The sequence below is a fragment of the Microbispora sp. NBRC 16548 genome (assembly GCF_030268985.1).
Classification (GTDB): domain Bacteria; phylum Actinomycetota; class Actinomycetes; order Streptosporangiales; family Streptosporangiaceae; genus Microbispora; species Microbispora catharanthi.
Genome location: NZ_BSSF01000009.1, coordinates 29,269 through 52,042 on the forward strand (window position 1 = coordinate 29,269; position 22,774 = coordinate 52,042).

The 22,774-nt window shown below is 70.6% G+C and carries 21 protein-coding genes; 9 read left to right on the top strand and 12 right to left on the bottom strand.

Translation table 11 applies throughout. The features are described 5' to 3' along the window. Nucleotides 1–21: 21 nt before the first annotated feature. Nucleotides 22–651: an antibiotic biosynthesis monooxygenase family protein gene (locus QSK36_RS24715; protein ID WP_183543776.1), complete on the bottom strand. Its 630-nt coding sequence runs from the start codon at nt 649–651 to the stop codon at nt 22–24. A 41-nt stretch (nt 652–692) separates the two neighbouring features. Then, the gene (locus QSK36_RS24720) at nt 693–1,721 is read right to left on the bottom strand and encodes an alpha/beta hydrolase (RefSeq protein ID WP_285784030.1); all 1,029 of its coding nucleotides are present in this window, start codon (nt 1,719–1,721) and stop codon (nt 693–695) included. Between the two features lie 135 nt (nt 1,722–1,856). Between QSK36_RS24720 and QSK36_RS24725 the strand changes: the two genes are divergently transcribed. Then, entirely contained in the window at nt 1,857–2,876 is a 1,020-nt protein-coding gene (locus tag QSK36_RS24725; RefSeq protein WP_285784031.1) for an aminotransferase class V-fold PLP-dependent enzyme, read from the top strand. Nucleotides 2,877–3,011: 135 nt separating this feature from the next. Here the strand turns inward: QSK36_RS24725 and QSK36_RS24730 are convergent, their stop codons facing one another. Next, nucleotides 3,012–5,120, bottom strand: a complete 2,109-nt coding sequence (locus QSK36_RS24730; RefSeq protein WP_285784032.1) for a M6 family metalloprotease domain-containing protein — start codon at nt 5,118–5,120, stop codon at nt 3,012–3,014. 108 nt (nt 5,121–5,228) lie between these two features. On the opposite strand from QSK36_RS24730, the gene QSK36_RS24735 reads away from it, so the two are divergent. Further along, the gene (locus QSK36_RS24735) at nt 5,229–6,395 is read left to right on the top strand and encodes a PucR family transcriptional regulator (RefSeq protein ID WP_285784033.1); all 1,167 of its coding nucleotides are present in this window, start codon (nt 5,229–5,231) and stop codon (nt 6,393–6,395) included. 24 nt (nt 6,396–6,419) lie between these two features. Here the strand turns inward: QSK36_RS24735 and QSK36_RS24740 are convergent, their stop codons facing one another. From QSK36_RS24740 to QSK36_RS24755, 4 genes are all read right to left on the bottom strand, one after another. After that, entirely contained in the window at nt 6,420–7,082 is a 663-nt protein-coding gene (locus tag QSK36_RS24740; protein ID WP_285784034.1) for a class I SAM-dependent methyltransferase, read from the bottom strand. Between the two features lie 171 nt (nt 7,083–7,253). Beyond that, nucleotides 7,254–8,006: a hypothetical protein gene (locus QSK36_RS24745; RefSeq protein ID WP_285784035.1), complete on the bottom strand. Its 753-nt coding sequence runs from the start codon at nt 8,004–8,006 to the stop codon at nt 7,254–7,256. Between the two features lie 199 nt (nt 8,007–8,205). Beyond that, entirely contained in the window at nt 8,206–9,117 is a 912-nt protein-coding gene (locus QSK36_RS24750; RefSeq protein WP_285784036.1) for a collagen-like domain-containing protein, read from the bottom strand. 233 nt (nt 9,118–9,350) lie between these two features. Beyond that, nucleotides 9,351–10,112: a hypothetical protein gene (locus QSK36_RS24755; protein WP_285784037.1), complete on the bottom strand. Its 762-nt coding sequence runs from the start codon at nt 10,110–10,112 to the stop codon at nt 9,351–9,353. Between the two features lie 270 nt (nt 10,113–10,382). Here QSK36_RS24755 and QSK36_RS24760 point away from each other — a divergent pair, with 270 nt between their 5' ends. Beyond that, nucleotides 10,383–11,834 carry an MFS transporter gene (locus tag QSK36_RS24760; RefSeq protein ID WP_285784038.1) on the top strand — a complete coding sequence of 484 codons (1,452 nt, stop codon included), beginning with the start codon at nt 10,383–10,385 and terminating at the stop codon, nt 11,832–11,834. Here QSK36_RS24760 and QSK36_RS24765 read toward each other — a convergent pair. Beyond that, nucleotides 11,741–12,436 carry a TetR family transcriptional regulator gene (locus QSK36_RS24765; protein ID WP_139579744.1) on the bottom strand — a complete coding sequence of 232 codons (696 nt, stop codon included), beginning with the start codon at nt 12,434–12,436 and terminating at the stop codon, nt 11,741–11,743. The genes QSK36_RS24760 and QSK36_RS24765 overlap by 94 nt on opposite strands. A gap of 109 nt (nt 12,437–12,545) precedes the next feature. Between QSK36_RS24765 and QSK36_RS24770 the strand changes: the two genes are divergently transcribed. After that, nucleotides 12,546–13,973 carry an MFS transporter gene (locus QSK36_RS24770; protein WP_285784039.1) on the top strand — a complete coding sequence of 476 codons (1,428 nt, stop codon included), beginning with the start codon at nt 12,546–12,548 and terminating at the stop codon, nt 13,971–13,973. Between the two features lie 14 nt (nt 13,974–13,987). On the opposite strand, the gene QSK36_RS24775 is transcribed toward QSK36_RS24770, so the two are convergent. Next, nucleotides 13,988–14,938 (bottom strand): Lrp/AsnC family transcriptional regulator, encoded by a 951-nt coding sequence (locus QSK36_RS24775; protein WP_285784040.1) that lies wholly within the window; start codon nt 14,936–14,938, stop codon nt 13,988–13,990. A gap of 81 nt (nt 14,939–15,019) precedes the next feature. Between QSK36_RS24775 and QSK36_RS24780 the strand changes: the two genes are divergently transcribed. The 3 genes from QSK36_RS24780 (at nt 15,020) to QSK36_RS24790 (ending at nt 17,454) form a co-directional block, all read left to right on the top strand. Continuing rightward, a complete protein-coding gene (locus QSK36_RS24780; protein ID WP_285784041.1) occupies nt 15,020–15,883 on the top strand; it encodes an SDR family oxidoreductase in 864 nt (287 codons plus the stop codon). Then, nucleotides 15,880–16,926: an FAD-dependent oxidoreductase gene (locus QSK36_RS24785; protein ID WP_285784042.1), complete on the top strand. Its 1,047-nt coding sequence runs from the start codon at nt 15,880–15,882 to the stop codon at nt 16,924–16,926. Before QSK36_RS24780 ends, QSK36_RS24785 begins: the two co-directional genes overlap by 4 nt. Before the next feature lie 87 nt (nt 16,927–17,013). Continuing rightward, nucleotides 17,014–17,454 carry a sterol carrier family protein gene (locus QSK36_RS24790; RefSeq protein WP_285784043.1) on the top strand — a complete coding sequence of 147 codons (441 nt, stop codon included), beginning with the start codon at nt 17,014–17,016 and terminating at the stop codon, nt 17,452–17,454. Nucleotides 17,455–17,478: 24 nt separating this feature from the next. On the opposite strand, the gene QSK36_RS24795 is transcribed toward QSK36_RS24790, so the two are convergent. Then, a complete protein-coding gene (locus QSK36_RS24795) occupies nt 17,479–17,772 on the bottom strand; it encodes a DUF4190 domain-containing protein (RefSeq protein ID WP_183543754.1) in 294 nt (97 codons plus the stop codon). A gap of 450 nt (nt 17,773–18,222) precedes the next feature. Between QSK36_RS24795 and purF the strand changes: the two genes are divergently transcribed. Beyond that, nucleotides 18,223–19,659 carry an amidophosphoribosyltransferase gene (purF, locus tag QSK36_RS24800; protein WP_183543752.1) on the top strand — a complete coding sequence of 479 codons (1,437 nt, stop codon included), beginning with the start codon at nt 18,223–18,225 and terminating at the stop codon, nt 19,657–19,659. Next, entirely contained in the window at nt 19,656–20,684 is a 1,029-nt protein-coding gene (gene purM, locus QSK36_RS24805; RefSeq protein WP_139579737.1) for a phosphoribosylformylglycinamidine cyclo-ligase, read from the top strand. The genes purF and purM overlap by 4 nt, the downstream gene beginning before the upstream one ends. A 511-nt stretch (nt 20,685–21,195) precedes the next feature. On the opposite strand, the gene QSK36_RS24810 is transcribed toward purM, so the two are convergent. Both QSK36_RS24810 and QSK36_RS24815 read right to left on the bottom strand, forming a co-directional pair. Continuing rightward, entirely contained in the window at nt 21,196–21,426 is a 231-nt protein-coding gene (locus QSK36_RS24810; protein ID WP_079315184.1) for a DUF3073 domain-containing protein, read from the bottom strand. 151 nt (nt 21,427–21,577) lie between these two features. Continuing rightward, nucleotides 21,578–22,696, bottom strand: a complete 1,119-nt coding sequence (locus QSK36_RS24815) for a Leu/Phe/Val dehydrogenase (RefSeq protein WP_182900448.1) — start codon at nt 22,694–22,696, stop codon at nt 21,578–21,580. Between the last annotated feature and the right edge of the window lie 78 nt (nt 22,697–22,774).

The window sequence follows — 22,774 nt, forward strand, 5'->3', positions numbered from 1 at the left end:
TTTGCTCCTTGCCGGCCGCGGTCACCGGACGTCCGGGAAGTACTGGGGAGCCTCCCGGCGATCGCGCATCCCATATTCGCGGATCACTGTGGCATGGCGGATCCGGACGTCCGGGAGCGGCGGGGTGCCGGCTTCTGCGGCGTCAGGGCCGGTCCAAGAAGCCAAGAGCAGTGGGGCGTGGGGGTCGAGGACGCCGTCGTAGCGCTCGACGTCGACGAGCCCAACGGCTGCGCGAGGATCGAGCAGCGCGTCAGGTCGCGCTGCGTCGAGTGGTTCGAGAATCGTGACGGCGGTGGCGGACCCGGTCTCCGTCACGTCGCTCCTGCTCCGGACGACCGGGATGCCGTCGGGGGCATGGGTGTCGTGGGTCACCTCGGCGACCCGAATCCGGTAGTCGATGAATATCTCGGACCGGCCCCGTCGCTGCCCGTGCTCATGGTGGACGGCGTGGGTGCGCCATCGGATGAGCGCCTTCTCGTCCCGCCAGGTCGACAGCGACAGCAACCGGCCGGGCGTGCGGGCACTGGCGAAGCGGGTGTTGTCGACGAAACCATCGACCGTTTCGAGTTCCGGCCGCAGTAGGGTGGCGACGCCGAGGTACCCATCCCACAGCTCAGCGTGGGGTTGCACCTCGAACAACACGACGAACATTCAGACAGCTCCATAGGTGTGGCGACAGCAGGCACGGACGATCACGCGCCGAGCAGGAATCCCGAGGCTGCGCGGTAGAGTGCGCGACGGCCGGACTCGAGATGCATGAGATGACCTCCCTCACTGATCTTGACGTCCTGCCGCAGCGGCGATGACGTGATCGCGGCGAACAGGCCACCGGCGTCCTCGTCCGTGCACATCGAGTCCCACTCACCCCGGACGATGCAGGTCGGCGCCTCGATCAGACCTGGCTCGTAGGGCAGGTCGCCCGACCACGCGGCGAGCATGTCGGCCCGTGGCCCACTGGGGGTACGTACACTCGGCGTGCTGCCCCCGCCGGAGACCGGGTCGGTCGCCAGCCATTCCGACGCCCACTGGTCGAACTGCGGGGTCAGCACGGGCGGGTGCCCGTCCGGGACGTCGCTGACGAAGCGGGAGTGCTGCTCGGCGACAGCCAGGGGATACCAGCCGCCCAGAGCGGCCGCATCCGGCAGACCGGTCGAATCACGGCGCGCGAACGGCGCGAACAGGACCAGCCGGTCGACCGATTCCGGAAAGCGCCCGGCTACAAGGCCGGCGACCATGGTTCCCCATGAGTGCGCCAGCAACGACACCCGCCCACCGCCGCGGACGGCGACGACGTGCTTCAACACGCGTTCGAGCTGGCGGGCCGACTCGTGTGCCCTGCCCAGCGGCGGGACACTGGCCGGGTCTCCATCCTGGCCCGGGTACCGTTCCGAGCGGCCGAAACCGGCGAAGTCGAACGCCCAGACGTCCAGGCCCGCTTCGGCGAGATCCGCCCCCCAGGACCGGCCGTCCAACGGATAGCTCACCGACAACGCGGACGGGAACGTGGCACCGTGAACGTAGATCACGGCCGGCAAGGACAGCGGCTCGCGGCCACGGTGCGGGCGCTGCCGGCTGACGAACAGGTCCGGCTCGCCAGGGGTCAAGAGCATCGAGCTTTCGACGTCACGAGCACAATAGTGCGCAGAGGTCATCTCGGCCATGAGGCAACGCTTTCGCGGAAACACTTCGGTCGACGCCGAATCGTGGTGTCGTGCCCTCACGAGCCGGCGGGATCGCGCCGAGCCGCCGACGCGTGCCGAGCGGTGCGGGCGGGCGGGAGTACGGCAGGATCTCCAGTTCGCCGTCAGCCATCACCGGCGGATCAGATCGATGGCTGGAACACTAGGCTTACCAGGATGAATCTTGACGAGGCGGTACGTCTGTGGGATCCGGAGCCGGGATGGCTGAACACCGCGAGCTACGGCATACCGCCCGAGCCGGCGTTCGAGGCGCTGCAGAACGCGCTGGCCGAGTGGCGTCGCGGGGCCAACGGCTGGGACAAGTGGGACCGGTCCACCAATCGCGCACGCACCGCGTTCGCGCGGCTGGTCGGCGTCGCGTCTGACGACGTGGCCGTGGGCGCCTCCGCCTCGCAGGTGCTGGCCCCGGTCGCGGCCTCGCTGCCGCCCGGTTCGCGCGTCGTCGTCCCCGACATCGAGCAGACGTCGAACCTGTTCCCCTGGCTCGCGCACGATCTCGACGTACGCACGGTGCCGCCCGCGGACCTGCCCGGAGCGATCGACGAGCGCACGGACGCGGTCGCCTTCAGCCTGGTCCAGTCCGCGACGGGTGAGGTCGCGGCCGCAGACGAGGTCGTCGCGGCGGCGCGGACGCACGGCGCACTCGTCGTCGCCGACGCCACCCAGGCGGTCGGCTGGATGCCGGTCGACGCGACGCCCTTCGACGTCCTCGCCGTCTCGGCGTACAAGTGGCTGATGTGCCCGCGCGGCACCGCCTTCTGCTACGTGAGCCCGGCCGTGCGCGACCGCATCCGGCCGATCGCCGCCAACTGGTACGCCGGTGACGGCGACGCGTCGTACGGCCCGCCCCTGCGGCTGGCGAAGGACGCCCGGCGATTCGACATCGCCACCCCCTGGTTCTCCTACGTCGCGGCCGCCCCCACGCTGGAGCTGCTCCTGGAGATCGGCGTCGGTCCGATCAACGACCACGACGTACGGCTGGCCAACCGGTTCAGGACCGGCCTCGGCATGCCGCCCGGCGACAGCGCGATCGTCAGCGTCACCCGCCCGGGGGCGGCCCAGCGGCTCGCGGCGGCCGGCATCCGTGCATCCGTCCGCAACGGCGCGGCACGCCTCGCCTTCCACCTCTACACGACGGAAGCCGACGTGGACACCGCCGTCGCGGCGCTGATCTGAGCCCGACAGTCCAGTGCACCCTGGCCGGCGGCGGCGCCGAACCCTCCGGCGCACCCCAGACCGGTGGTCACGGCGCCACCACTGGGCGCCGCCGACACGGCGGGAGGGGTGGCCGGGAGGGCGGGCGCGGTCACCCTAGAGACCGATGACGTGGCACTCGGCCGTCGCGGTCTTGGCGGGGTCGCTCTCCGAGGTGGCCGTGAGCGTGACGGTGGCCAGGCGGCTGCCGCCGTCGGCACGCTGGGCGTGGACGGTGACATCGTCGTGCGTGCCGAAGCCGACCGCGGTGAGGGCGTTCGGCGTGATCACCGACCAGCCCTTCCCTTCGACCTTGGCCTGCAGGCGGTAGACGTCGCTGTTGAGGTACCTGCCGACGTCCTCGGTGTGCTGTCCCTGCGCGGGCGCCGCCTTGCCGGTGTTGAACAGCGGGAACCGGCAGGTCGACACGCCCTTCTGGGCCGTGGGGACTCCGGCGCCCGGGAGCAGCTTCACGCCCCGCTTCTGCGGGCCCGACCCGTCGAGCGAGCGGACGGCGACCGTGTACGACAGCGTTCCGTCGCGGTCGCGGTGCGGGTCGATGACGTAGAACTGCAGGCGGTTGACCTGGTCCACGTACTCGTATCGGCTGCCGGAGTCGGTGCCGGCGTGGAAGAGGGCGTCGGCGAGCTGCCGGTAGTCGCCGATCGTGATCGGGACCTTGGTGCCGTCGGGCAGCACGTAGTCGGTCATGCCGATGTCCTGCGGGTTGGCGTCGATCACCCACTCGAACGGCGCCCTGTCCTGGTCCTTGGTCTTGGCCAGCAGCACACCGGAGTCGGGGGTGAACGAGTCGGTCCCCACGCGGTCGACGACCTCGACCGTGTAGTTGTCGTAGCCGCCGCCGTCGCACAGGGGATCGGTCGCGGTGTTGCACGAGCCCGTGGACTTGTCGCCGGTGCCGAAGGCGATGTTCACGCCCGTCAGGCCGTTCTCGCCCGGCTGTACGGCGCGGGCCGTGACGTCGGCGACGACGAGGCCCGACTGGGCGAGCGCGTCACGCGACAGGCGCAGGACGTTCTGCTCGTCCACCATGTTCAGCTTGATCTTGTTGCGCAGCATGTGCTGGGCGCCCATGGACGCGCCGCCCGTCGGCGGGATCAGCCAGCGGCTGTGCGGGCCGCCCGGCCCGTTGAAGCTGCCCCGGCTGAGCATCTCCCAGATGCCGGTGTACGCCCGGCGGGCCGGGACACCGTAGGGGTTGTTGTAGTTGTCGGCGATGCCCATGATGTGGCTGAACTCGTGGGCGAACGTCCCCATGCCGGAGCTCTCGGTCTGGACCGAGTCGATGCCGAAGCGCGCGTTCGGCCAGAACGCCGAGCCCGCGGCCCACGAGGTCCAGTCCACGTAGCGCGTCTTCGACCAGTTGGGCAGGTTCGGGTCCGGCGGGCCGAAGTCGTCGGTGACGTCCTCCTTGGTGGGGAACTTCATCATGCCGAACTCCTGCCAGGTCGACGACTCGTCCTGGCCGGCGCTCAGGTAGAAGACGAAGTCGAACTGGCTCGCCACCTCCTGGCCGACGTCGTTCAGCCAGGCGGTGTTGCCGTCCGTACGCAGGTTCCTGTTGCAGTTGTCCCCCGCCGGGCAGGCGTCCCGCTGATACTCCATGCCGTACTCGTACGACTTGCCCGGCATGGTGTAGGGGCCGAAGGCGGTGAGGTCGACGCCGTACCGGCCGCCGGAGTCCTCCATCCAGTACTCGTGCAGGGTGTGGCCCTTGTTGAGCTGGTTGGGGGTGTTGAGGAAGTCCTGGTAGAACTTGGCGACCTGGTCACGGGGGATGTCGTGGGCCTCGGCGCTGGGGTTGCCGAAGACGGTCGAGTTCTGCGGCCGGGTGACCACGAACGGCTGGTTGGGGTAGTCCACCAGCACGAGCGCGCCCTTGAAGGTGCGCGCGGAGCCCTTCACCGCGGGGTTCGCCCAGTCGGTGCCCGGGATCTTCTTGTAATCCGCCCACGTCATGTGGTCGGGGTTCTTCCAGTTCTGCGGGTCGATCGGCGCGACGACCCGCGACGGGCGGCCACGCAGGGCCTGCGCCTCGTCCGGCTGGTCGCGCTGCCAGGGCTGGGTCTGGGGCCAGTTGTCACGACGCCAGGGGAGATCCGGGTCTCCGCCGGGGGCCGCGGAGGCGGGAACCGCCGTCAGCGCGAGCGGGGCGAGCGCAATGACCGCCGCTATGCCCGGGAACAGCGTTTTTGAGAGTTTCACGAATTATGACGCTATAGAGACTATTGACGCAGATCATCGGTCACTTGTAGGGAAGACGAACGGGCCCTTCTCCTACAAATGTCGAAGCGTCCAGGTGGAGGCCGAGTGGTGGATCTGCAGCGAATCGTGGACGACCTCGCCCTTCGCCTCGAAAGACCCCTGCTACTTGAGGACGGCCGCCAGCGCGTCGTCGCCTACAGCGAGCAGGACGGGCTGATGGACGACGTCCGCCGCCACTCGATCCTGCGCCGGCACACCACCCCCGACGTGCGCGATTTCCTGCGCGCCGCGGGCATCCACGAGGCGACCAAGCCGCTGCGCACGCCCGGCGCCCCGGAGCTGGGGCTGCTGCCGCGGGTCTGCGTCCCCGTACGGCACGACGGGCTGCCGCTCGGCTTCCTCTGGTTCATCGACGCGGCTCCGGCCATGACCGAGCCGGAGATCGCGGCCGCGGCGGAGGCCACGCACACCCTTGCCCTGACCCTGTTCCACGAGAGCCTGGCCTCCGAGCTCGCCTCGCGCCGCGAGCTGGAGGCCGTCACCGGGCTGCTGCTCCGCGAGCCCGACGCCGGCAGAACCCTGATCGAGGCGGGTGCGTTCCCTCAAGGCGCGCCCGTGACCGTGGCTGTCGCAAGGCCCGTCCGCGGCGAGGCCGACGAGACCCTGCGGCTGACGCTGGAACGCGGGCTGCTGGCCCTGCGGCGGCGCCTGGCCAGGCACCATCCCCTGCACCTGGTGCGCTACGACCACGCCGTACTGCTCACCGCGGGCACCCGCGCCTTTTCTGAGGAGATGCACGCGGCCCTCGGGACGCCGGTCCTGGTCGGGATCGGCTCGCCACGCTCCTCGCTCTCCCTCGCGGCCGAGTCGTACGAGGAGGCGTTGCACGCCGCCGAGGTCGTCGCGAAGGTGCCGGAGTTCGGGCGCTCGGCGGAGTGGGACCGCCTCGGCGTCTATCGCATGCTGTCCGGAGTGCCGCACGGCAACCTCCATCCGGGGCTGGCACGGCTGCTGAACGAGGCCCAGCACCGGCCGCTGCTGGAGACCCTGGAGATCTACCTTGACCTCGCCGGCAACGCCCAAGCCGTCTCCCGCCGGCTCCGCCTGCACCGTACGTCGCTCTACTATCGCCTTCGCCGGGTCGAGGAGCTGGCGGAGACCGACCTCAGGGACGGCGAAGAGCGGCTGAGCCTGCATCTCAGCCTCAAACTCGCCCGCCTCTCCGGCCGCTACCGCCCATCCCCCTCGGGCGACACCTCGTTCCCGGCCGTCTGAGCCGACCCGAGGAGGGTCTCCGGCTCATGGCCGGGAAGGCGCTGGTTTGCGGGCGACGAGGTACGCCTGAGGGGTTCGCTCGAACTCGCGGCGTTCGGTCTTCAGCTGTGCCACCACCGGCAGTCCCGCCTCGGCCAGCATCGTCGCCGCCCGGTCCGGCGACAGGCGGTGGAAGTCGAGCGCGACCTGCCGGCCGAACACCTCCGCCGCGTGGAAGGGCTCGTCACCGACCTGGAAGGCGAGCAACAGATGCCCGCCCGGGACCAGCACCCGGCGGAACTCGGCCAGCACCGCCGGCTGCCGCTCCGGCGGGGTGTGAATGATCGAGTACCACGCGACGACGCCGCCGAGGGTCTCGTCGGCGATGTCCAGGGCCGCCATCGCCCCCTCCTCGAACCGCAGGTCCGGATGCTCGCGCCGGGCCACCGCGATCATGCCCGGCGACAGATCGACGCCGAAGACGTCCAGGCCGAGCGCGTGCAGGTGCGCCGTGATCCGGCCGGGCCCGCAGCCGACGTCGGCCACCGGCCCGGGAACGCCCGACGCCCGCACGATCTCGGCGTACGCGGCGAGCATCGCGCGCTCGAACGGCTTCTCGTTCAACTGGTGCCTGAGGCGATCGGCGTAGTCCCCGGCGACGGCGTCGTAGGCCGCCCGGGCGACCTGCAGGTAGGAGGGCTCGGTCATGATCGGACACCTTAGGCTCCGGAATCGGCAACGGCCCACGAAACCGACGAAGGCCCTTCCGGTAACCCCTCCGGAAGGGCCTTCGCAGTGCCGTACGCCAACGCCTCATCGCGTACGGCAAGTATGGGTGGCGCGTCTGGTGGAGCCCCCACGGACTCCACCGGGCCGCTCTTACGAGATCTTGGTACAGATGGCGTAGACGAGGCCGTTGCCCTCGCCGTCGCTCGCCAGCTCCACCCTCCAGCCGTTGCCGCTCATGTAGCTGCCCGTGACGGTCCTACTCGAGTTGATCTTGTAGCCGCCGCCGGTGACCGTCTCTCCCGCGGCGCAGGAGACGGATGCGCTGTTCCCCGAGATGAACTGGCTCGCCATCCGCGAGGTCAGCGTCGGGGCGCCGCCGGAGTCGCCCTGGCCCTTGAGCCACTTCAGGAAGTCGGCCTCGTCGCCGGCGCTGCAGGCGCCCTTGTTCCAGATCTCGCAGGCGCTCTTGCCGTCCTGACCTGGGGCGCCGTCCTTACCGTCCTTACCGTCCCGACCCGGAGCGCCGTCCTTACCGTCCTGGCCGGGTTCGCCCTTTTCGCCCTGGAGGCCCCGCGGACCGGCGGGACCTTGCGGGCCGGCGGGACCTTCCGGACCGGCAGGACCCTGCGGACCGGCAGGACCCTGCGGACCGGCAGGACCCTGCGGACCGGCAGGACCCTGCGGACCGGCCTGGTTCCACGACACCTTGGTCTCGGGCGTCCTGCACGTCTCGGTGTCGTCGACCAGACGCATGTCACCCGTGGTCTTATGCGCACAGGCATAGAGCACGACGCCACTCGCCGACGAAGCGGTGGCCGCGCCACCCAGGACAAGGACCGATCCAGCCAGAGCACCAGCCGTCATCAGGCCGATCGTGCGTCCACCCGGCAACTTGATAGCCACGGAACTTCCCTTTCTGAGGCACACGAACTGCGTGGGCACAGAGGTTGTACGTATAAGACACGCATTACGAGATATGCCGGTTGTCACACCTAGCGTCACGTATGCGCATCTCCGCTACCAGTGAGTCCGAGTGGTCAAGAAATGGGCCGGACGCGAGCATGGCGGAGCCCCCACGGACCCCACCACCTCGCCGGCCACGTCACATACAGAGCACGTAGACCGTGCCGTTGGAGTTCTTGCCCGAGACCTGCCAGCCGAGCGGCTTGTTGCCCAGGAAGTACGGGCCGCTCACCCAGAACTGCCCGTTGTTGCTGCCGTTGTAGCCGCCGCCCGTGGCGATCCCCTTCTCACACATGACGATCTTGGTGCCGCCGCTGCCGCCGAAGTTGAAGCTGTCGGACTTGTAGGTGGCGCTGCCCGCGCCGCCGGAGCCAGAGCCAGAGCCGCCCGAGTCACCCGGGTCGCCCTTGTCGCCCTTCTCACCCTTGAGCGACGCGAGGAACTGCGCGACCGTCTTGCCGCTGTTGCCCGGCTGCGCCTTCCAGATCTCGTAGGCGCTCTTTCCGTCCTCGCCGTCCTTGCCGTCCCTGCCGTCGGCACCCTTGGTGCCCTGCGGACCGGCGGGGCCGCGCTCGCCGTCCTTGCCGTCCTTGCCCGGCTTGCCGTCCTCGCCCGGAAGGCCGCGAGGACCGGTGTCACCCTTGTCGCCGTCCTTGCCGTCCTTGCCGTCGATGCCCTTGGGACCCTGCGGACCGGCGGGGCCGCGCTCGCCGTCCTTGCCGTCGGTGCCCTTGGGGCCCTGCGGGCCGCGCATGCCCTGGGGGCCGCGCAGCCCCTGCGGACCGGCAGGACCCTGCGGGCCGGCGCCGCCGATGCCCACCGGACCCTGCGGACCGGTCCTGTTCCACGACACCTTGGTCTCGGCCGGCTTGCACGTCGTCGTCGCGTTCACCAGGCGCATATACCGCGTGCTCTTGTTCACACACGCGTAGAAGGCGGCGTCACTCGCCGACGAAGCGGTGGCCGCGCCACCCAGAACCAGCACCGATCCAGCCAGAGCACCAGCCGTCATCAGGCCGATCGTGCGTCCACCCGGCAACTTGATAGCCACGGAACTTCCTTTTCTTGAGCACACGAAGTGTGGGGAACACAGGAGCTATGCACGTGATTCACACGTCAGGAGATATGCCGGTCGCCACGCCGGACATCACGTATGCGCATCTCCGCTACCGGTGAGTTCGAGCGGTCACGACAACCGGTCCGGGACGAGGGCGTGGTGGAGCCCCCCACGGCCTCCACCACCTCACCTCTGCTGGGCCGCCTCAGACGAGCGCCTTCGCCGGATCAGCTCTCGGAAGCACCGCCGGAGCCGGACTGCTGGGTCCTCTCCGCACCGGGCTTCTTGTTCCCGCCGTCCTCCTCGGTGGTCTCGTTCTCGTTGCTGCGAGCGCTGTTGCCACCGCCGCCGACGCCGGCGCAGATCACGTACGCGGTGCCCTTGGTCGAGGTGCCGCCGACCAGCCAGCCGGTGGGCTTGCCGCCGGTGAGGATCGGGCCGTTGGTGGTGATCTCGCCGATGACCTTCGTGCCGGTGAACCCGCCACCCGTGGCGTAACCGCCGTCGCAGGTCAGCTGCACAGAACCACCACCGATGCCGAAGTTGAACTCCTTCTGCTTGGCGGAGATGCTCGCGACGCCGTCGCGGCCAGGAGCGCCGTCCTTGCCCGGGGCACCGTCCTTGCCGTCCTTGCCCGGGGTGCCGTCCTTGCCGGGCTCACCCTTGGCACCGGTGTCGCCCTTGGGGCCCTGCGGACCGGTGTCGCCCTTCGGGCCCTGCGGGCCGCGCATGCCCTGGGGGCCGCGCAGCCCCTGCGGACCGGCAGGACCCTGCGGGCCGGCGCCGCCGATGCCCACCGGACCCTGCGGACCGGTCCTGTTCCACGACACCTTGGTCTCGGCCGGCTTGCACGTCGTCGTGGCGTTCACCAGGCGCATATACCGCGTGCTCTTGTTCACACACGCGTAGAAGGCGGCGTCACTCGCCGACGAAGCGGTGGCCGCGCCACCCAGAACCAGCACCGATCCAGCCAGAGCACCAGCCGTCATCAGGCCGATCGTGCGTCCACCCGGCAATCTGATAGCCACGGACTTCCCTTTCTAAGGCGCACGAAGTGCGCGGAATACAGAAGTTACGCACGTGATTCACGCGTCGAGGGATATGTGGGTTGTCATGCCAAACATCACGTATGCGTATCTCCGCTATCCGTAAGCCCCGGCGGTCAAGAACGTTCCAATCGTGTCGGCCGATTCGGCACCACGCCCATAGAGCGGGTCCCAGGACAATCCAGACGTACGGCGTACATCAGAATCGACGACATGGCCGACACCCCCCGAGAGCCAGGCTCAGCCGACCATGCGAAGGCCCTCCGGTACGCCTGGAGGGTCTGCTCCGTCACCGGGCTCGGTCTCGTCCTCATCGGGCTCAGCTCCAGCACGCTCAACGTCGCCCTTCCCGCGGTCGTACGGCACTTCGACGCCGGACCGCTGGCGTCGAGCTGGATCCTGCTCGCGCACCTGCTGATCAGCACCGCGACGCTGGTGTTCTTCGGCCGTGTCGCGGACCTGCTCGGCAGGCGGGAGGTCTACCTCGTCGGGTTCGCCCTGTTCACGGGCGCGTCACTGCTCGCCGGGATCGCGCCGGACGTCGGCGTGCTCATCGCCCTGCGGGCGCTCCAGGGGCTCGGCGCGGCCATGATCCTGGCCAACGGCACGGTGATCGTCACCGCCGCCTTCCCGCCCGACCGGCTCAGCCAGGGGATGGGCGTCTACATGGCCACGCTCTCGGTGGCCCAGCTCGCCGGGCCGACCCTCGGCGGCCTGATCGCGGACACGCTCGGCTGGCGGTGGATCTTCTGGATCAACGTCCCGGCCGGGGTGGTCGCGCTCGCCTGGGGCGCGGCCGTGCTGCGGAAGGTCCCGGCGGGCCCCCGGCAGTCCGTGGACGCGCTGGGCAACCTGATCGTCTTCGCCGCGCTGTCGGCCGTGCTGATCGCCATCAGCCAGGGCGAGCCGTTGCCCGGCGTGGCCGCCGCCGCGCTCGTCCCCGCGCTGTTCGCGGTGGAGCGCAGGGCGCGCAACCCGGTGCTGAACCTCACGTTGTTCGGCGGGCGCATGCTGCTGTGCGCAAATCTGGCGTCGTTCGCCAACGCGCTCGCGCGCTCGTCGCTGATCCTGCTCGCCGGGCTCTACTTCCAGGCCGCGCGCGGGGCCGACGCGCTGGCCGCCGGTGTGGGCGTGCTGCCGGTCCCCGTGGGCATGACCATCGCCTCTCCCCTGTCGGGCGCGCTGGGCCGCAGAGTGAGCCCGTACGCGCTGTCGGTGGGCGGGTGCGTGCTCACGGCGTCGGGGCTGCTCGTCCTCACGGTCTCGGCCGGCCCGGCCACGCCGTACTGGGTGATCGGGATCGGGCTCTTCGTGTGCGGGTGCGGCAGCGGCGCCTTCCTGACCGGCAATACGACGCAGGTCATGGGCGCGCTGCCGGAGGAGAGCCGCGGGGTGGTGAACGGCTTCCGCCTGATGGTCATGAACGTCGGCGTCGTGCTCAGCGTGGCGACGACGCTGAGTGTGCTGACCGCCTCGGTGGCGCCGGCGCTGCGCGACGAGATCTACGCGGGGACGCTGTCACAGGTGTCCCCGACCGCGCTGCGGCAGCTCATGACGGGGTTCCGCACCACCTATCTCGTGCTGTTCTGCGTCGCGCTGTCCGGCGTCCTCTTCGCGGCCATGGCCTCGACCCCGGACATCAGGAGATCCAGGCCGAACGCGTAGTAGGCGTCGAGGTCGGGCTCCTCCTCCATCGTCTTGGCGTACTCGACGATGCGGGGGAACTCGTCGGCGGGGAGCCGTTCCAGGGCCAGCCGCTTCTGCCGGCGCAACTCGGCCGCCTCCGCCGCGGTGAACGCGCCGGGGCAGCCGGGCTCGTTGTCGACCAGGGCCATGGCGCCGTGCAGCAGGTATGTGGAGACGGCGTAGCCCTCGCTCAGCGTGAAACCCGCCTGGCCGAGCAGATCGAGCGCGGTGTCGGTCGCCCGGCTGAAGCTCGGGAGCTCCTGCTTCTCGACCATCGCGAACAGCCCCGGCATGTACCGGTGCCGCCGCATCACCCCGATCAGCGCCTCGACCATCACCCGCAGCCGCGCGTTCCACGGCGCGGCCGGGTCGAACTCGGGAGTGACCGTGGCGAGCAGATGGTCGGCGAGGCAGACGAACAACTGGTCCTTGTTCTTGACGTGCCAGTAGAGAGCCATCGGCGTCACCCCGAGCTCATGGGCGAGCCGCCGCACCGTGACCGACTCCAGGCTCTCGGCGTCGGCCAGCTCAAGGGCCTTCTCGATCAGACTCAGACGGCTCAGCCGCTCCGCGTTCGCCATGGCCCGCAGCCTCCCTACCTCCTCGGCACTTGACAACTATACGCCGTACAAGGTCTCCTATGCACCGTACATGTACGCCGTACATGTACCTCGTACAAGAGGAGGACACATGTCCGGACGGTGGTGGGCGCTCGTCGCGGTGGCGCTCGCGACGTTCATGACCTATTTGGACAACAACGTGGTCAACGTGGCACTGCCGACGATCCAGCGGGACCTGGCGCTGACGATCTCCGGCCTCGAGTGGATCGTGAGCGCGTACATCCTGGTGTTCGCGGGCCTGCTGCTCGCCGGCGGACGCCTGGCGGACGTCTTCGGCCCCCGGACGGCGTTCTTCGGCGGCCTGGCGGTCTTCACGCTCGCGTCGGTGGCGGCGGGCCTCGCCGGGAGCCAGGAGACGCTGATCGCGGCGCGCGCGGTGCAGGGGCTCGGCGCGGCGCTGGTGACACCGTCGACGCTGGCCCTGCTGCCGCGGATCTTCCCCGATCCGCGCGAGCGGGCGACGGCCGTCGGCATCTGGAGCGCGGTCGGCGCCCTGGCCCTCGCGATCGGTCCGCTCACCGGCGGGTTCCTCAGCGAGAACGCCGACTGGGGCTGGATCTTCCTGATCAACCTGCCTATCGGCGTGGTCGCGGCCGTGATCGGCCTGCGTTCGATCAGGGTCGAGCGGGCCTCGTCCGGGCGGGCGTCCCTCGACCTGCCGGGCCTGGCCACCTCCGCCGTGGCGCTGTTCGCCCTCACCTACGCGCTCATCGAGGGCGAGTCGCGTGGGTGGACCTCGGCGCCGATCCTCGGGGCGTTCGCGGTCTTCGCGGTGGCCGCCGTCGCGTTCCTGGTCGTCGAGTCCCGTACGGCGCAGCCGATGATCGACCTCACACTGTTCCGTGAGCGGGTCTTCAGCGGCGGCCTGCTGTCGATGGGCCTGTGGTCGTTCGGAGTCTTCGGCATCTACTTCTTCACCGCGCTCTACCTCCAGAGCGCGCTCGGGTTCTCCCCGACGGCGGCGGGCGCGGGCTTCGTGCCCATGGCGCTGCTCATGGCGGTGATCGCGAGCGTCTCACCGCGGATCGCCGAGCGCTTCGGCAGCGCGGGCACCGTCGCCGTCGGCCTCGGCCTGATGGCGGTGGCCATCGGCGGGCTGTCGAGCGCGGGTGAGGGCTCCCACTACGGCGACCTGCTCCCCTGGTTCCTGCTGTACGGCGCGGGCGCCGGCCTGCTCGTCCCGCTGACCAACGTCGTGCTGAACGCGATGCCCCCCGCGAGGGCGGGCGTGGCCTCGGGCGTGCTCAACGTCTCCCGCGAGGTCTTCGGCCTGCTCGGCATCACGATCCTGGGCGCGATCCTCAGCGCCAGGCAGAGCGCGGTCGGCGGCGCTCCGCTGCACGCCTTCCTGGAGGCTTACCGGTTCACGCTGCTGATCGCGGCCGCGATCGTGCTGGTCGGCGTGCCGGTCAGCGTCTACTCCCTGCGCCGCACCCGGGCCGCCGCCGCCTCCGCCTCCGCTTCCGCCGAACCCGCCGTGGCCGAGCCGGTCGCCTGACTCCCGGGGTTCGTTCAGGGCAGCAAGGTGCCCACCCGCTTGACGGTGCGGATCACCGGGGCGGTCTCCACCTCGCGCACTCCGTCCAGCGTCGCCACCCGCTCGGTCAGGTAGTGGTAGAGGGCCTGGGCATCCCGGCAGGTCACCCCTGCCATGAGGTTGGTCGGGCCGGTGGTGGCGGCCACCACGTCGGCCTCGGCGTGCCGGGCCATGGCCGCGCCGACCGCGGTCAGCGCCCGAGGCTCGACCTTCATCCACAACCATGCCTCCGCGTGGTAGCCGAGAGCCTGGGCGGGGATCTCGACGTCGAAGCGCAGCGCGCCGCCCGCGCGCAGCTGCTCCAGCCGGCGGCGGGCCGTGGTCTGCGAGCACCCGGCCGCCGCCGCCAGTTCGCCGAAGCCGGCCCGGCCGTCCCGGGCCAGCACCCGCAGCAGGGCACGGTCCTCGCCGCCGAGGGTGACCTCGTGCTCGTCCACGCGATCCGGGCGCAGGCGCGCGGCCTGCTCGTCCGAGAGCACGGCTGCCCGGCTGCGCCATCCGGCGAACATGTGCAGCGTGGCGTGTGCCGACATCGACACGACGCGCGGAGTCCTGGGGAGCTTCTTCAGCAACAGGTCGTCCCCTTCCCCGCCGGACTGGACCCCGCAGGCGATCTCGGTGCCGCCGGACAGCAGGCGCACCCAGACGGTGTCCTCGCGCCGGGCCAGCGCCTCGGCCACCGGCCCGGCGGCGTCCGGCGTGCACACCAGACGAACCGCCCAGGAGGTCTGCCCGAAGCGGGTGCCGTCGAGCATGCCGACCACCCGCAGGAGCCCCTGAAGGCGCAGCCTGCGGTAGCGGCGCGCGATGGTGTGCTCGGAGGTGCCGACGACCTCGGCGATCTGCCGGAAGGAAGCCCGGCCGTCGATCTGAAGCGCGTGCACGAGAGCACGATCGAGGTCATCCAGCACGCCGCTTTCCGCCATATTTCATGGTCTCATGCGATTTTCCGCCGCCACGATGCCTCTGGCCTGCGCGTGCTACCGGTCGCCGGTGATCGTGGGCACATGAGCACTTACCTGGTTTTCGGCGGCACGGGAAACGTCGGCCGGCGAGTCGTGGAGCGGCTCGCCCGGGCGGGCGCCGCCGTACGGGCGACCAGCCGGCGCCCGCGAACCGCCGGCCTCCCTGCGGGCGTCGAGGTCGTCACACCGGACCTGTACGCATCCGGCGCTCTGGACGGTGTCGAGGCGGTGTTCCTGATGTGGCCGTTCCACTCGGCCGAACCCGCCCGGCGTCTCGTCGACGCGCTCAAGCGCCAGGCCCGCCGGGTCGTCTTCATGACGGGTGGCGACGTACGCCCCGGGGTGGCCCCCGAGCTGCAGCCCACCCCGGTCGCCCGCTGGCACGCCACCGTGGAACACCTGATCGAGCAGGCCGGCATGGAGTGGACGATCGTGAGCCCCAGCACCTTCATGGCCAACACCCTGTGGTGGAGCGAACAGATCAAGGCCGGCGATGTCGTGCGAGGCGCCTACAGAACACTCAAGACGGTGCCGATCCACGAGGACGACATCGCGGCGGTGGCCGTACACGCCCTGACGGAGGATGGGCACGCCGGGCGCCGGTACGCCCTCACCGGGCCCGAAGTCCTCACCCAGGAAGAGCAGGTGCGGATCATCGGCGAGGCGATCGGGCGGCCGCTGCGTTGGCACGAGCTGACGCGGGAGGAAGAACGCGCCAGGCTGCTGGCCGATCCCGGCTTCCCCGACGGCTTCGTGGACGAACTGCTCGACGGCTACGCCACGCTGATCGCCGCCCCGCCGCCCGCCGTCAGCACTGCCGTGCTCGACATCACGGGTGCTCCGGCCACGCAGCTGTCGGCGTGGGCCGCCGAGCACGCGGCCGGCTTCGGCGGTGAGCCGCGATGAAAGTGATCGTCATCGGAGCCGGTCTCGGCGGCCTGGCCCTGGCCAACGGACTGCGCGGGACCGGCGTCGACGTGGCCGTCTACGAACGCGACGCCTCGCCCGTGATCCGCGGGCAGGGATACCGTCTTCATCTCGGCGACCTGGGCATCGACGCGCTGGCATCCGTGCTCGCGCCGGAGCGCTGGGCCGCGTTCCTGGCCGCCGCCCACACGCCCAAGCCGCGGTTCGTCCGTCTCGATCCGGCACTACGGGTGCTGGAAGAACACGATTTCGGCGGCCGGCACCTGTCGGTCGACCGGCAGGAGTTGCGTGACACCCTGCTGGCCGACGTGGAGGGGCTGGTCACCTATGGCAAGCGCCTCACCGCCTTCCAGGCGGAGGCCGGGCAGGTGACCGCGTGTTTCGACGACGGCACCACGGCCACCGGCGATGTGCTGGTGGGCGCCGACGGCGTCGGCTCCGCCGTCCGCCGGCAGCACCTGCCGCACGCCCGCGTCGTCGGCACCGGCCTCACCCAGCTCTACGGCAAGATCCCACGGGAGTCGGCCGAGGACCTGGACCATGTGTTCAGCGCCGTCACCGGGCCCCGCCACCGTGTGGTGGGCATCGCCCTCACCCGCGACTACGCCACCTTCTCCTTCAGCGCCCGCGCCGAGGACCTGCCACCCGAGCCGCACCTGCTCAGATCCCTCGTGATGGAGATGACGTACGGCTGGCATTCCCGCATACGGCAGATGCTCACCGAGTGGTACGACGTCTTTCCGCTCGCACTGCGCACCAGCGTTCCGATCGCTCCCTGGGACACCACCCGCGTCACGCTGCTCGGCGACGCGGCCCACGCGATGAGCCCGGCGGGGGGAGCCGGGGCCAACCACGCCCTCCGGGACGCCGCCGGCCTCGCCGCCGCTCTCGCCGGTGGCCGTCCCCTGATCGCGGAACTGCGTTCGTACGAGCGCGAGATGATCGATTCCGGTTTCGCCGCGGTCCGCGCCTCCGCCGCCAACGGCGCTCGGATCCTCGGTCAGGATCCGCTCCCGATCTGAGTCCCCCGTACGGCTCCGCGCCGAGCCGGAGACCGCCCATCATTTCCCCCGCGATCGAGCGGAGGCGGGATCCGGGACAATGGGCCGGTGCCGGCACGCAGACTCGACCCAGGGAAGATCCGAGAGGCGCTCGACGCCCAGCTCGCCGATCTCGGACGGCCGCCGTTCGACGGTCCCGAGAGCATGGCGGGCAACGCGTGCGTGCTGGCCGTGCTCGACGCCTATAAGGCCGGGCTCACGCCGCTGAGGGCCGCCGCCCGCGCCGCCGTACGGCATCTGCTGGAGGACCTGGCCGCGCGGGCCCCGGGACGGTCGGTGGAGGTGCGGGTCCCCCCGCACGCCGCGGTGCAGTGCGTGGAGGGGCCCCGGCACACGCGGGGCACCCCGCCCAACGTCATCGAGACCGACCCTCGCACCTGGCTCGAACTGGCCACCGGCCGGCTGTCGTGGGCCGACGCCACCGCCGCCGGAAAGATCGCGGCCAGCGGCTCCCGGGCCGACCTGTCCGCCCTGCTCCCTCTCTGGTGACCCCCCGCTGACGCCCCGCCCGGGTCACCGGAACCCGGAGAGCTTGTCCTGCACGCAGCGCTGCGCGTCCTCCTGGGTGGGGTAGAGCCGGCGGTCGAAGCACTCGCCGACGTGCCTGGTCGTGAACCAGTTGTAGAGCGCCACGCTCACGATCAGGGCCAGCAGCAGGGTCAGTGCGCTCAGCACCACCCCTCCGACCGCCCTGCCCCGGTTGGAGTTCCTGGCGATCGCCACGATGCCGAGGACGAGCCCGACGATCGCCACGAGCGTGCCGACGCCGCAGACCAGCAGCAGGACGATCGAGCAGATCCCGAGCACCAGCGCGGCCGTCCCGAGCCCGCCGCCCGGTTGAGGCCCCCAGGGGCCACCGGGAGGTCCGCCGGGTCCCGGGGGCGGCGGCAGCGGCCCCCCGTACGGCGGCTGCCCGTAGGGAGGCTGTCCATAAGGAGGCCGGCCATAGGGCGAGCCTCCGGAGGGGGGCCGGCCAGAGGGCGGGCCTGCGGGTCCTCCCGCCGACGGCTCCCGCTCCTCCGGGACTCCCGGGCCGTACGGCTCCTGTGGGCGCCCGGGGTCGTCGGGTGTCGCCACGATCATCCCTCCCGTACCGGTCTGGGCCATATCCGATTCTTGGGGCCTGCCCGAAAGCCCAGGCTGCCCCGAATTCCGCGTGTGAGCAGGGGCGACACGGCAAAGGGCGGGTGATGCTTCCGGCGCCTGAAGGGCATGCCCGGGTTTGAGCAGCGCCAACGCCCAAATAGACTCAAGTACGTGTTGAAGGGCGACGGCCGGCTGGGCCATGACCTCGACCCCCAGGACCGCGCTCCGAAGGACGCCTGTGGCGTCTTCGGCGTATGGGCGCCCGGGGAGGACGTCTCCAAACTCACCTACTACGGCCTCTACGCGTTGCAGCACCGTGGGCAGGAGTCCGCGGGCATCGCGGTCAGCGAGGGCAACCGCATCCTCGTCTACAAGGACATGGGCCTGGTGGCCCAGGTCTTCGACGAGTCGATCCTCGGCACCCTTCGGGGGCACCTGTCCATCGGACACTGCCGTTACTCCACCACCGGATCGAGCGTCTGGGAGAACGCGCAGCCCACGCTGAACTCCAGCGACGGCAAGGGGCTGGCGCTCGCCCACAACGGCAATCTGATCAACACCGCCCACCTAGCAGAACGGCTCGCGCCGGGCTCCACCCGGGCGACGACCGACACCGAGGTGCTCACCGCTCTCCTGGCGCAGGACTCCTCGCGCCCGGTCGAGGACGTGGCGGCCGAGCTGCTCCCGGAGGTCAAGGGCGCCTATTCGCTCGTCTGGATGAACGAGACGACGCTGTTCGCCGCCCGCGACCCGCAGGGCATCCGCCCACTCGTGCTGGGCCGGTTGGAGCGCGGCTGGGTGGTGGCGTCCGAGACCGCCGCCCTCGACATCGTCGGCGCGTCGTTCATCCGCGAGATCGAGCCCGGCGAACTGCTGACCATCGACGAGCGCGGGGTCCGCTCGCAGCGCTTCGCGTCGGCCGAGCCCAAGGGCTGCCTGTTCGAGTACGTCTACCTCGCCCGCCCCGACACCACGATCGCCGGGCGCGGCGTGCAGTCCACCCGGGTCGAGGTCGGCCGCGTGCTGGCCCGCGAACACCCGGTGGACGCCGACCTCGTGATCCCCACGCCCGAGTCCGGCACCCCCGCCGCCATCGGCTACGCCGAGCAGAGCGGCATCCCGTACGGCCAGGGCCTGGTGAAGAACTCCTACGTCGGCCGGACGTTCATCCAGCCGTCGCAGACCATCCGCCAGCTCGGCATCCGCCTCAAGCTCAACCCGCTGCGCGAGGTCATCGAGGGCAAGCGCCTGGTGGTCGTGGACGACTCGATCGTCCGCGGCAACACCCAGCGGGCCATCGTGAAGATGCTGCGCGAGGCGGGGGCCAGCGAGGTCCACGTGCGGATCTCCTCGCCCCCGGTCGCCTGGCCGTGCTTCTACGGGATCGACTTCGCCACCCGCGCGGAGCTGATCGCCGGGTCGCTGTCGGTCGAGGAGATCCGCTCCTCGCTCGGCGCCGACTCTCTCGGGTACATCTCCCTGGAGGGGCTCACCCGGGCGACGACGCTGCCGGCCGACCGGCTCTGCCGCGCGTGCTTCACCGGTGAGTACCCCATTCCGATCGAGGACGACAGGGTGGGCAAGTTCGTGCTGGAGGCTCAGCGATGACCAGCTACGCCGACGCCGGCGTCGACATCGAGGCCGGCGACCGCGCGGTCGAGCTGATGAAGTCGCGGGTGGCGCGCTCCCGGCGGCCGGAGGTCGTGGACGACGCCAGCGGCTTCGCCGGGCTCTTCGACGCCTCGGCGTTCCTGCGCTACCGCAGGCCGCTGCTGGCCACGTCCACCGACGGCGTCGGCACCAAGGTCATGCTGGCCCAGCAGCTCGGCAAGCACGACACGATCGGCATCGACCTCGTCGGCATGGTCGTGGACGACCTCGTGGTCTGCGGGGCCGAGCCGCTGTTCATGACCGACTACATCGCGTGCGGCAAGGTCGTGCCCGAGCGGATCGCCGACATCGTGGGCGGTGTGGCCGAGGGATGCCGGCTCGCGGGCTGCGCGCTGGTCGGCGGGGAGACCGCCGAGCACCCCGGCGCGATGGGCCCCGACGAGTACGACCTCGCGGGCGCGGGCACCGGCGTCGTCGAGGCGGACGAGATGCTCGGCCCCGACCGGGTCGTGCCGGGAGACGTGGTGCTCGGGCTGGCCTCCAGCGGTGTCCACTCGAACGGCTACTCGCTGGTCAGGCACGTGATCAAGACCGCCGGGCTGGGCCTGGAGCAGGAGCTGCCCGAGCTGGGCCGCACGCTCGGCGAGGAACTGCTGGAGCCCACCCGCATCTATTCGCTCGACTGCCTGGCGCTCATCCGGGAGACCGAGGTGCACGCCCTGGCTCACATCACCGGCGGCGGGCTGGCGGCCAACCTGGCCAGGTCACTGCCCGGCACGGTGGACGCCCTTCTCGACCGGAACTCCTGGACCCCGCCCGCGATCTTCGAGGTGCTGGCCGGGCGCGGCGGCGTGCCCCAGGAGGAGATGGACAAGACGTTCAACCTCGGCGTGGGCATGTGCGCGATCGTCCCGGCGGCGGAGGCCGACAAGGCACTCGCTCTGCTGACCGGTCGCGGCCTGCCCGCCTGGGTGCTGGGTGAGGTCGTCGCGGGCGAGGGACGGGCCCGTTTCCGTCAGTGAGGTCCGGGCCGATGAACGGTCGCCGGGTGGAGGTCGTGGCGGGACGGCCGCGGCTGATCGATCGGCGGCCGGTCGTCCGGAACACCGGCACTAAAGGTCACGGGCGGTCACGTCGTGGCGACCCGCCCGTCCGGGCGCTGACGGCCGGCGGATGTCCCGCCCTCGTGAGATCCGTCACACTCGGGAGGTGCGGCCGCGGTGGACTCTCCCGGGTTCGCCGCTGCAAGCAACGCGAGCACCCGGCATCGCACCGTGACGGCGGCCACGACGGCTCCGGCCTGGGCGACTCGACGGCGACTCGACAATGAGGAGACATGCCGATTACGCCGACCGGCCGTGACCGTGTCTGGCCACAAATGTGGCCGACCGCAACACCGCGGCCGGCCGACTCTCACCCCGCACCCGTCTCCGTGCCGGAGGCGAGGGGCTCGCGGGAGAGCGACTCGCGGACATTGAGAGAACCCGGCGGGAACGTCCCCGCCGGGTCACTCACCTGGCGATCAGAACCGGGTCAACGCCGCCCACGGCGGTCATCGTCGCCGTCGTCGTCGTCGACGGCCGCGTAATCGGCGTAGCGATCAGCCAACTCGTCGTAAGGGTCATGCTCGTCACTGTGGCCGGAATCGTCGGCGTCCACGACTCCGAGCTCCGCGCGCAGGCGCTCAAGATCCGTACCGCCGCTGTTGTACTTCAGCTGACGGGCGACCTTGACCTGCTTGGCCTTGGCTCGGCCGCGCCCCATTGGCTCGACCCCCTCATGCGGGGCCGTGCCCGACCCCTCGTCACTAACGCACCGCGCACCGACGCCACCTGACTTCAGGCGTCAGTCTCTCGTTCGCCTATTACCGTACCTGGTTTGTGCGCCGCTCGGTACGTCGTACGAGCGGCGGCGGTCAGCGCCGGAGCCAAATACCCCTTAGCCGACCGATTTCTGACATTCTCCGCTCTGCCAGCCTATCCGCTGCGACGGCGGGAGGGACGCCTTCCTCCTCGGCCGAGCGGAAGATTCTCAAGGTCGTGTCGAAGATCTTCGCCGCCCGGGCGCGCGCCCGGCCCATGTCGAAGCCCTCGATCTCGTCGGCCACCTGGATGACCCCGCCGGAGTTCACGACGTAGTCCGGGGCGTACAGGATGCCCCGCTCGGCGAGCTGCTTCTCGACGCCGGGATGCGCGAGCTGGTTGTTGGCCCCACCACAGACGATCTTCGCCTTGAGCCGGGGGACGGTCTCGTCGTCCAGCGCGCCGCCGAGGGCGCAGGGCGCGTACACGTCGATGTCGGAGGCCGCGAGCGTGGCGGCGTCGGGCACGACCTCGACGGCGGGGTGGCGCTGCCGCACCCGTTCGACGGCCTGCTCGTCGACGTCGCAGACCACGACCTCGGCGCCGTCCTCGATCAGGTGCTCGACCAGGCGGTGGCCGACCTTGCCGACCCCCTCGACCCCGACCCGCCTGCCGCTCAGGGAGGAGGCGCCGTACACGTGGTCGGCGGCGGCCCGCATGCCCTGGAACACGCCGAAGGCGGTGAGGATGGAGGAGTCCCCCGCGCCGCCGTGCGCCTGGGTGCGGCCGGTGACGTAGGAGCACTCGCGCGCCACGACGTCCATGTCCTCGCTGTAGGTGCCCACGTCGCAGGCCGTGTAGTAGCGCCCGCCGAGCGACTGGACGAACCTGCCGTAGGCCCGCAGGAGAGCCTCGCTCTTGTCGGTCGCGGGGTCGCCGATGATGACGGCCTTGGCGCCGCCGTGGTCGAGGCCGGCCAGCGCGTTCTTGTACGCCATGGCCCGGGAGAGGTTGAGCACGTCGGCGAGTGCGGCCTGCTCGCTCTGGTAGGGGTAGAACCGGGTGCCGCCGAGCCCCGGTCCGAGGGCGGTGCTGTAGATGGCGATGATGGCGTACAGGCCGCTGCGCTCGTCGGAGCAGAAGACGACCTGTTCGTGTCGCACCGGCTGGGCGGGGTTCGTGTCGCCGCCGGAGCTGGAATCCTTGTGGGACAGCCCGAAAACGTCGGTCACGGTGGTGACTCCTGATCGTGTACGCCGCCTCGTTGCGGCGATCGGCCTTCAGCTTATCCGATGCACCGGAAAAACGAT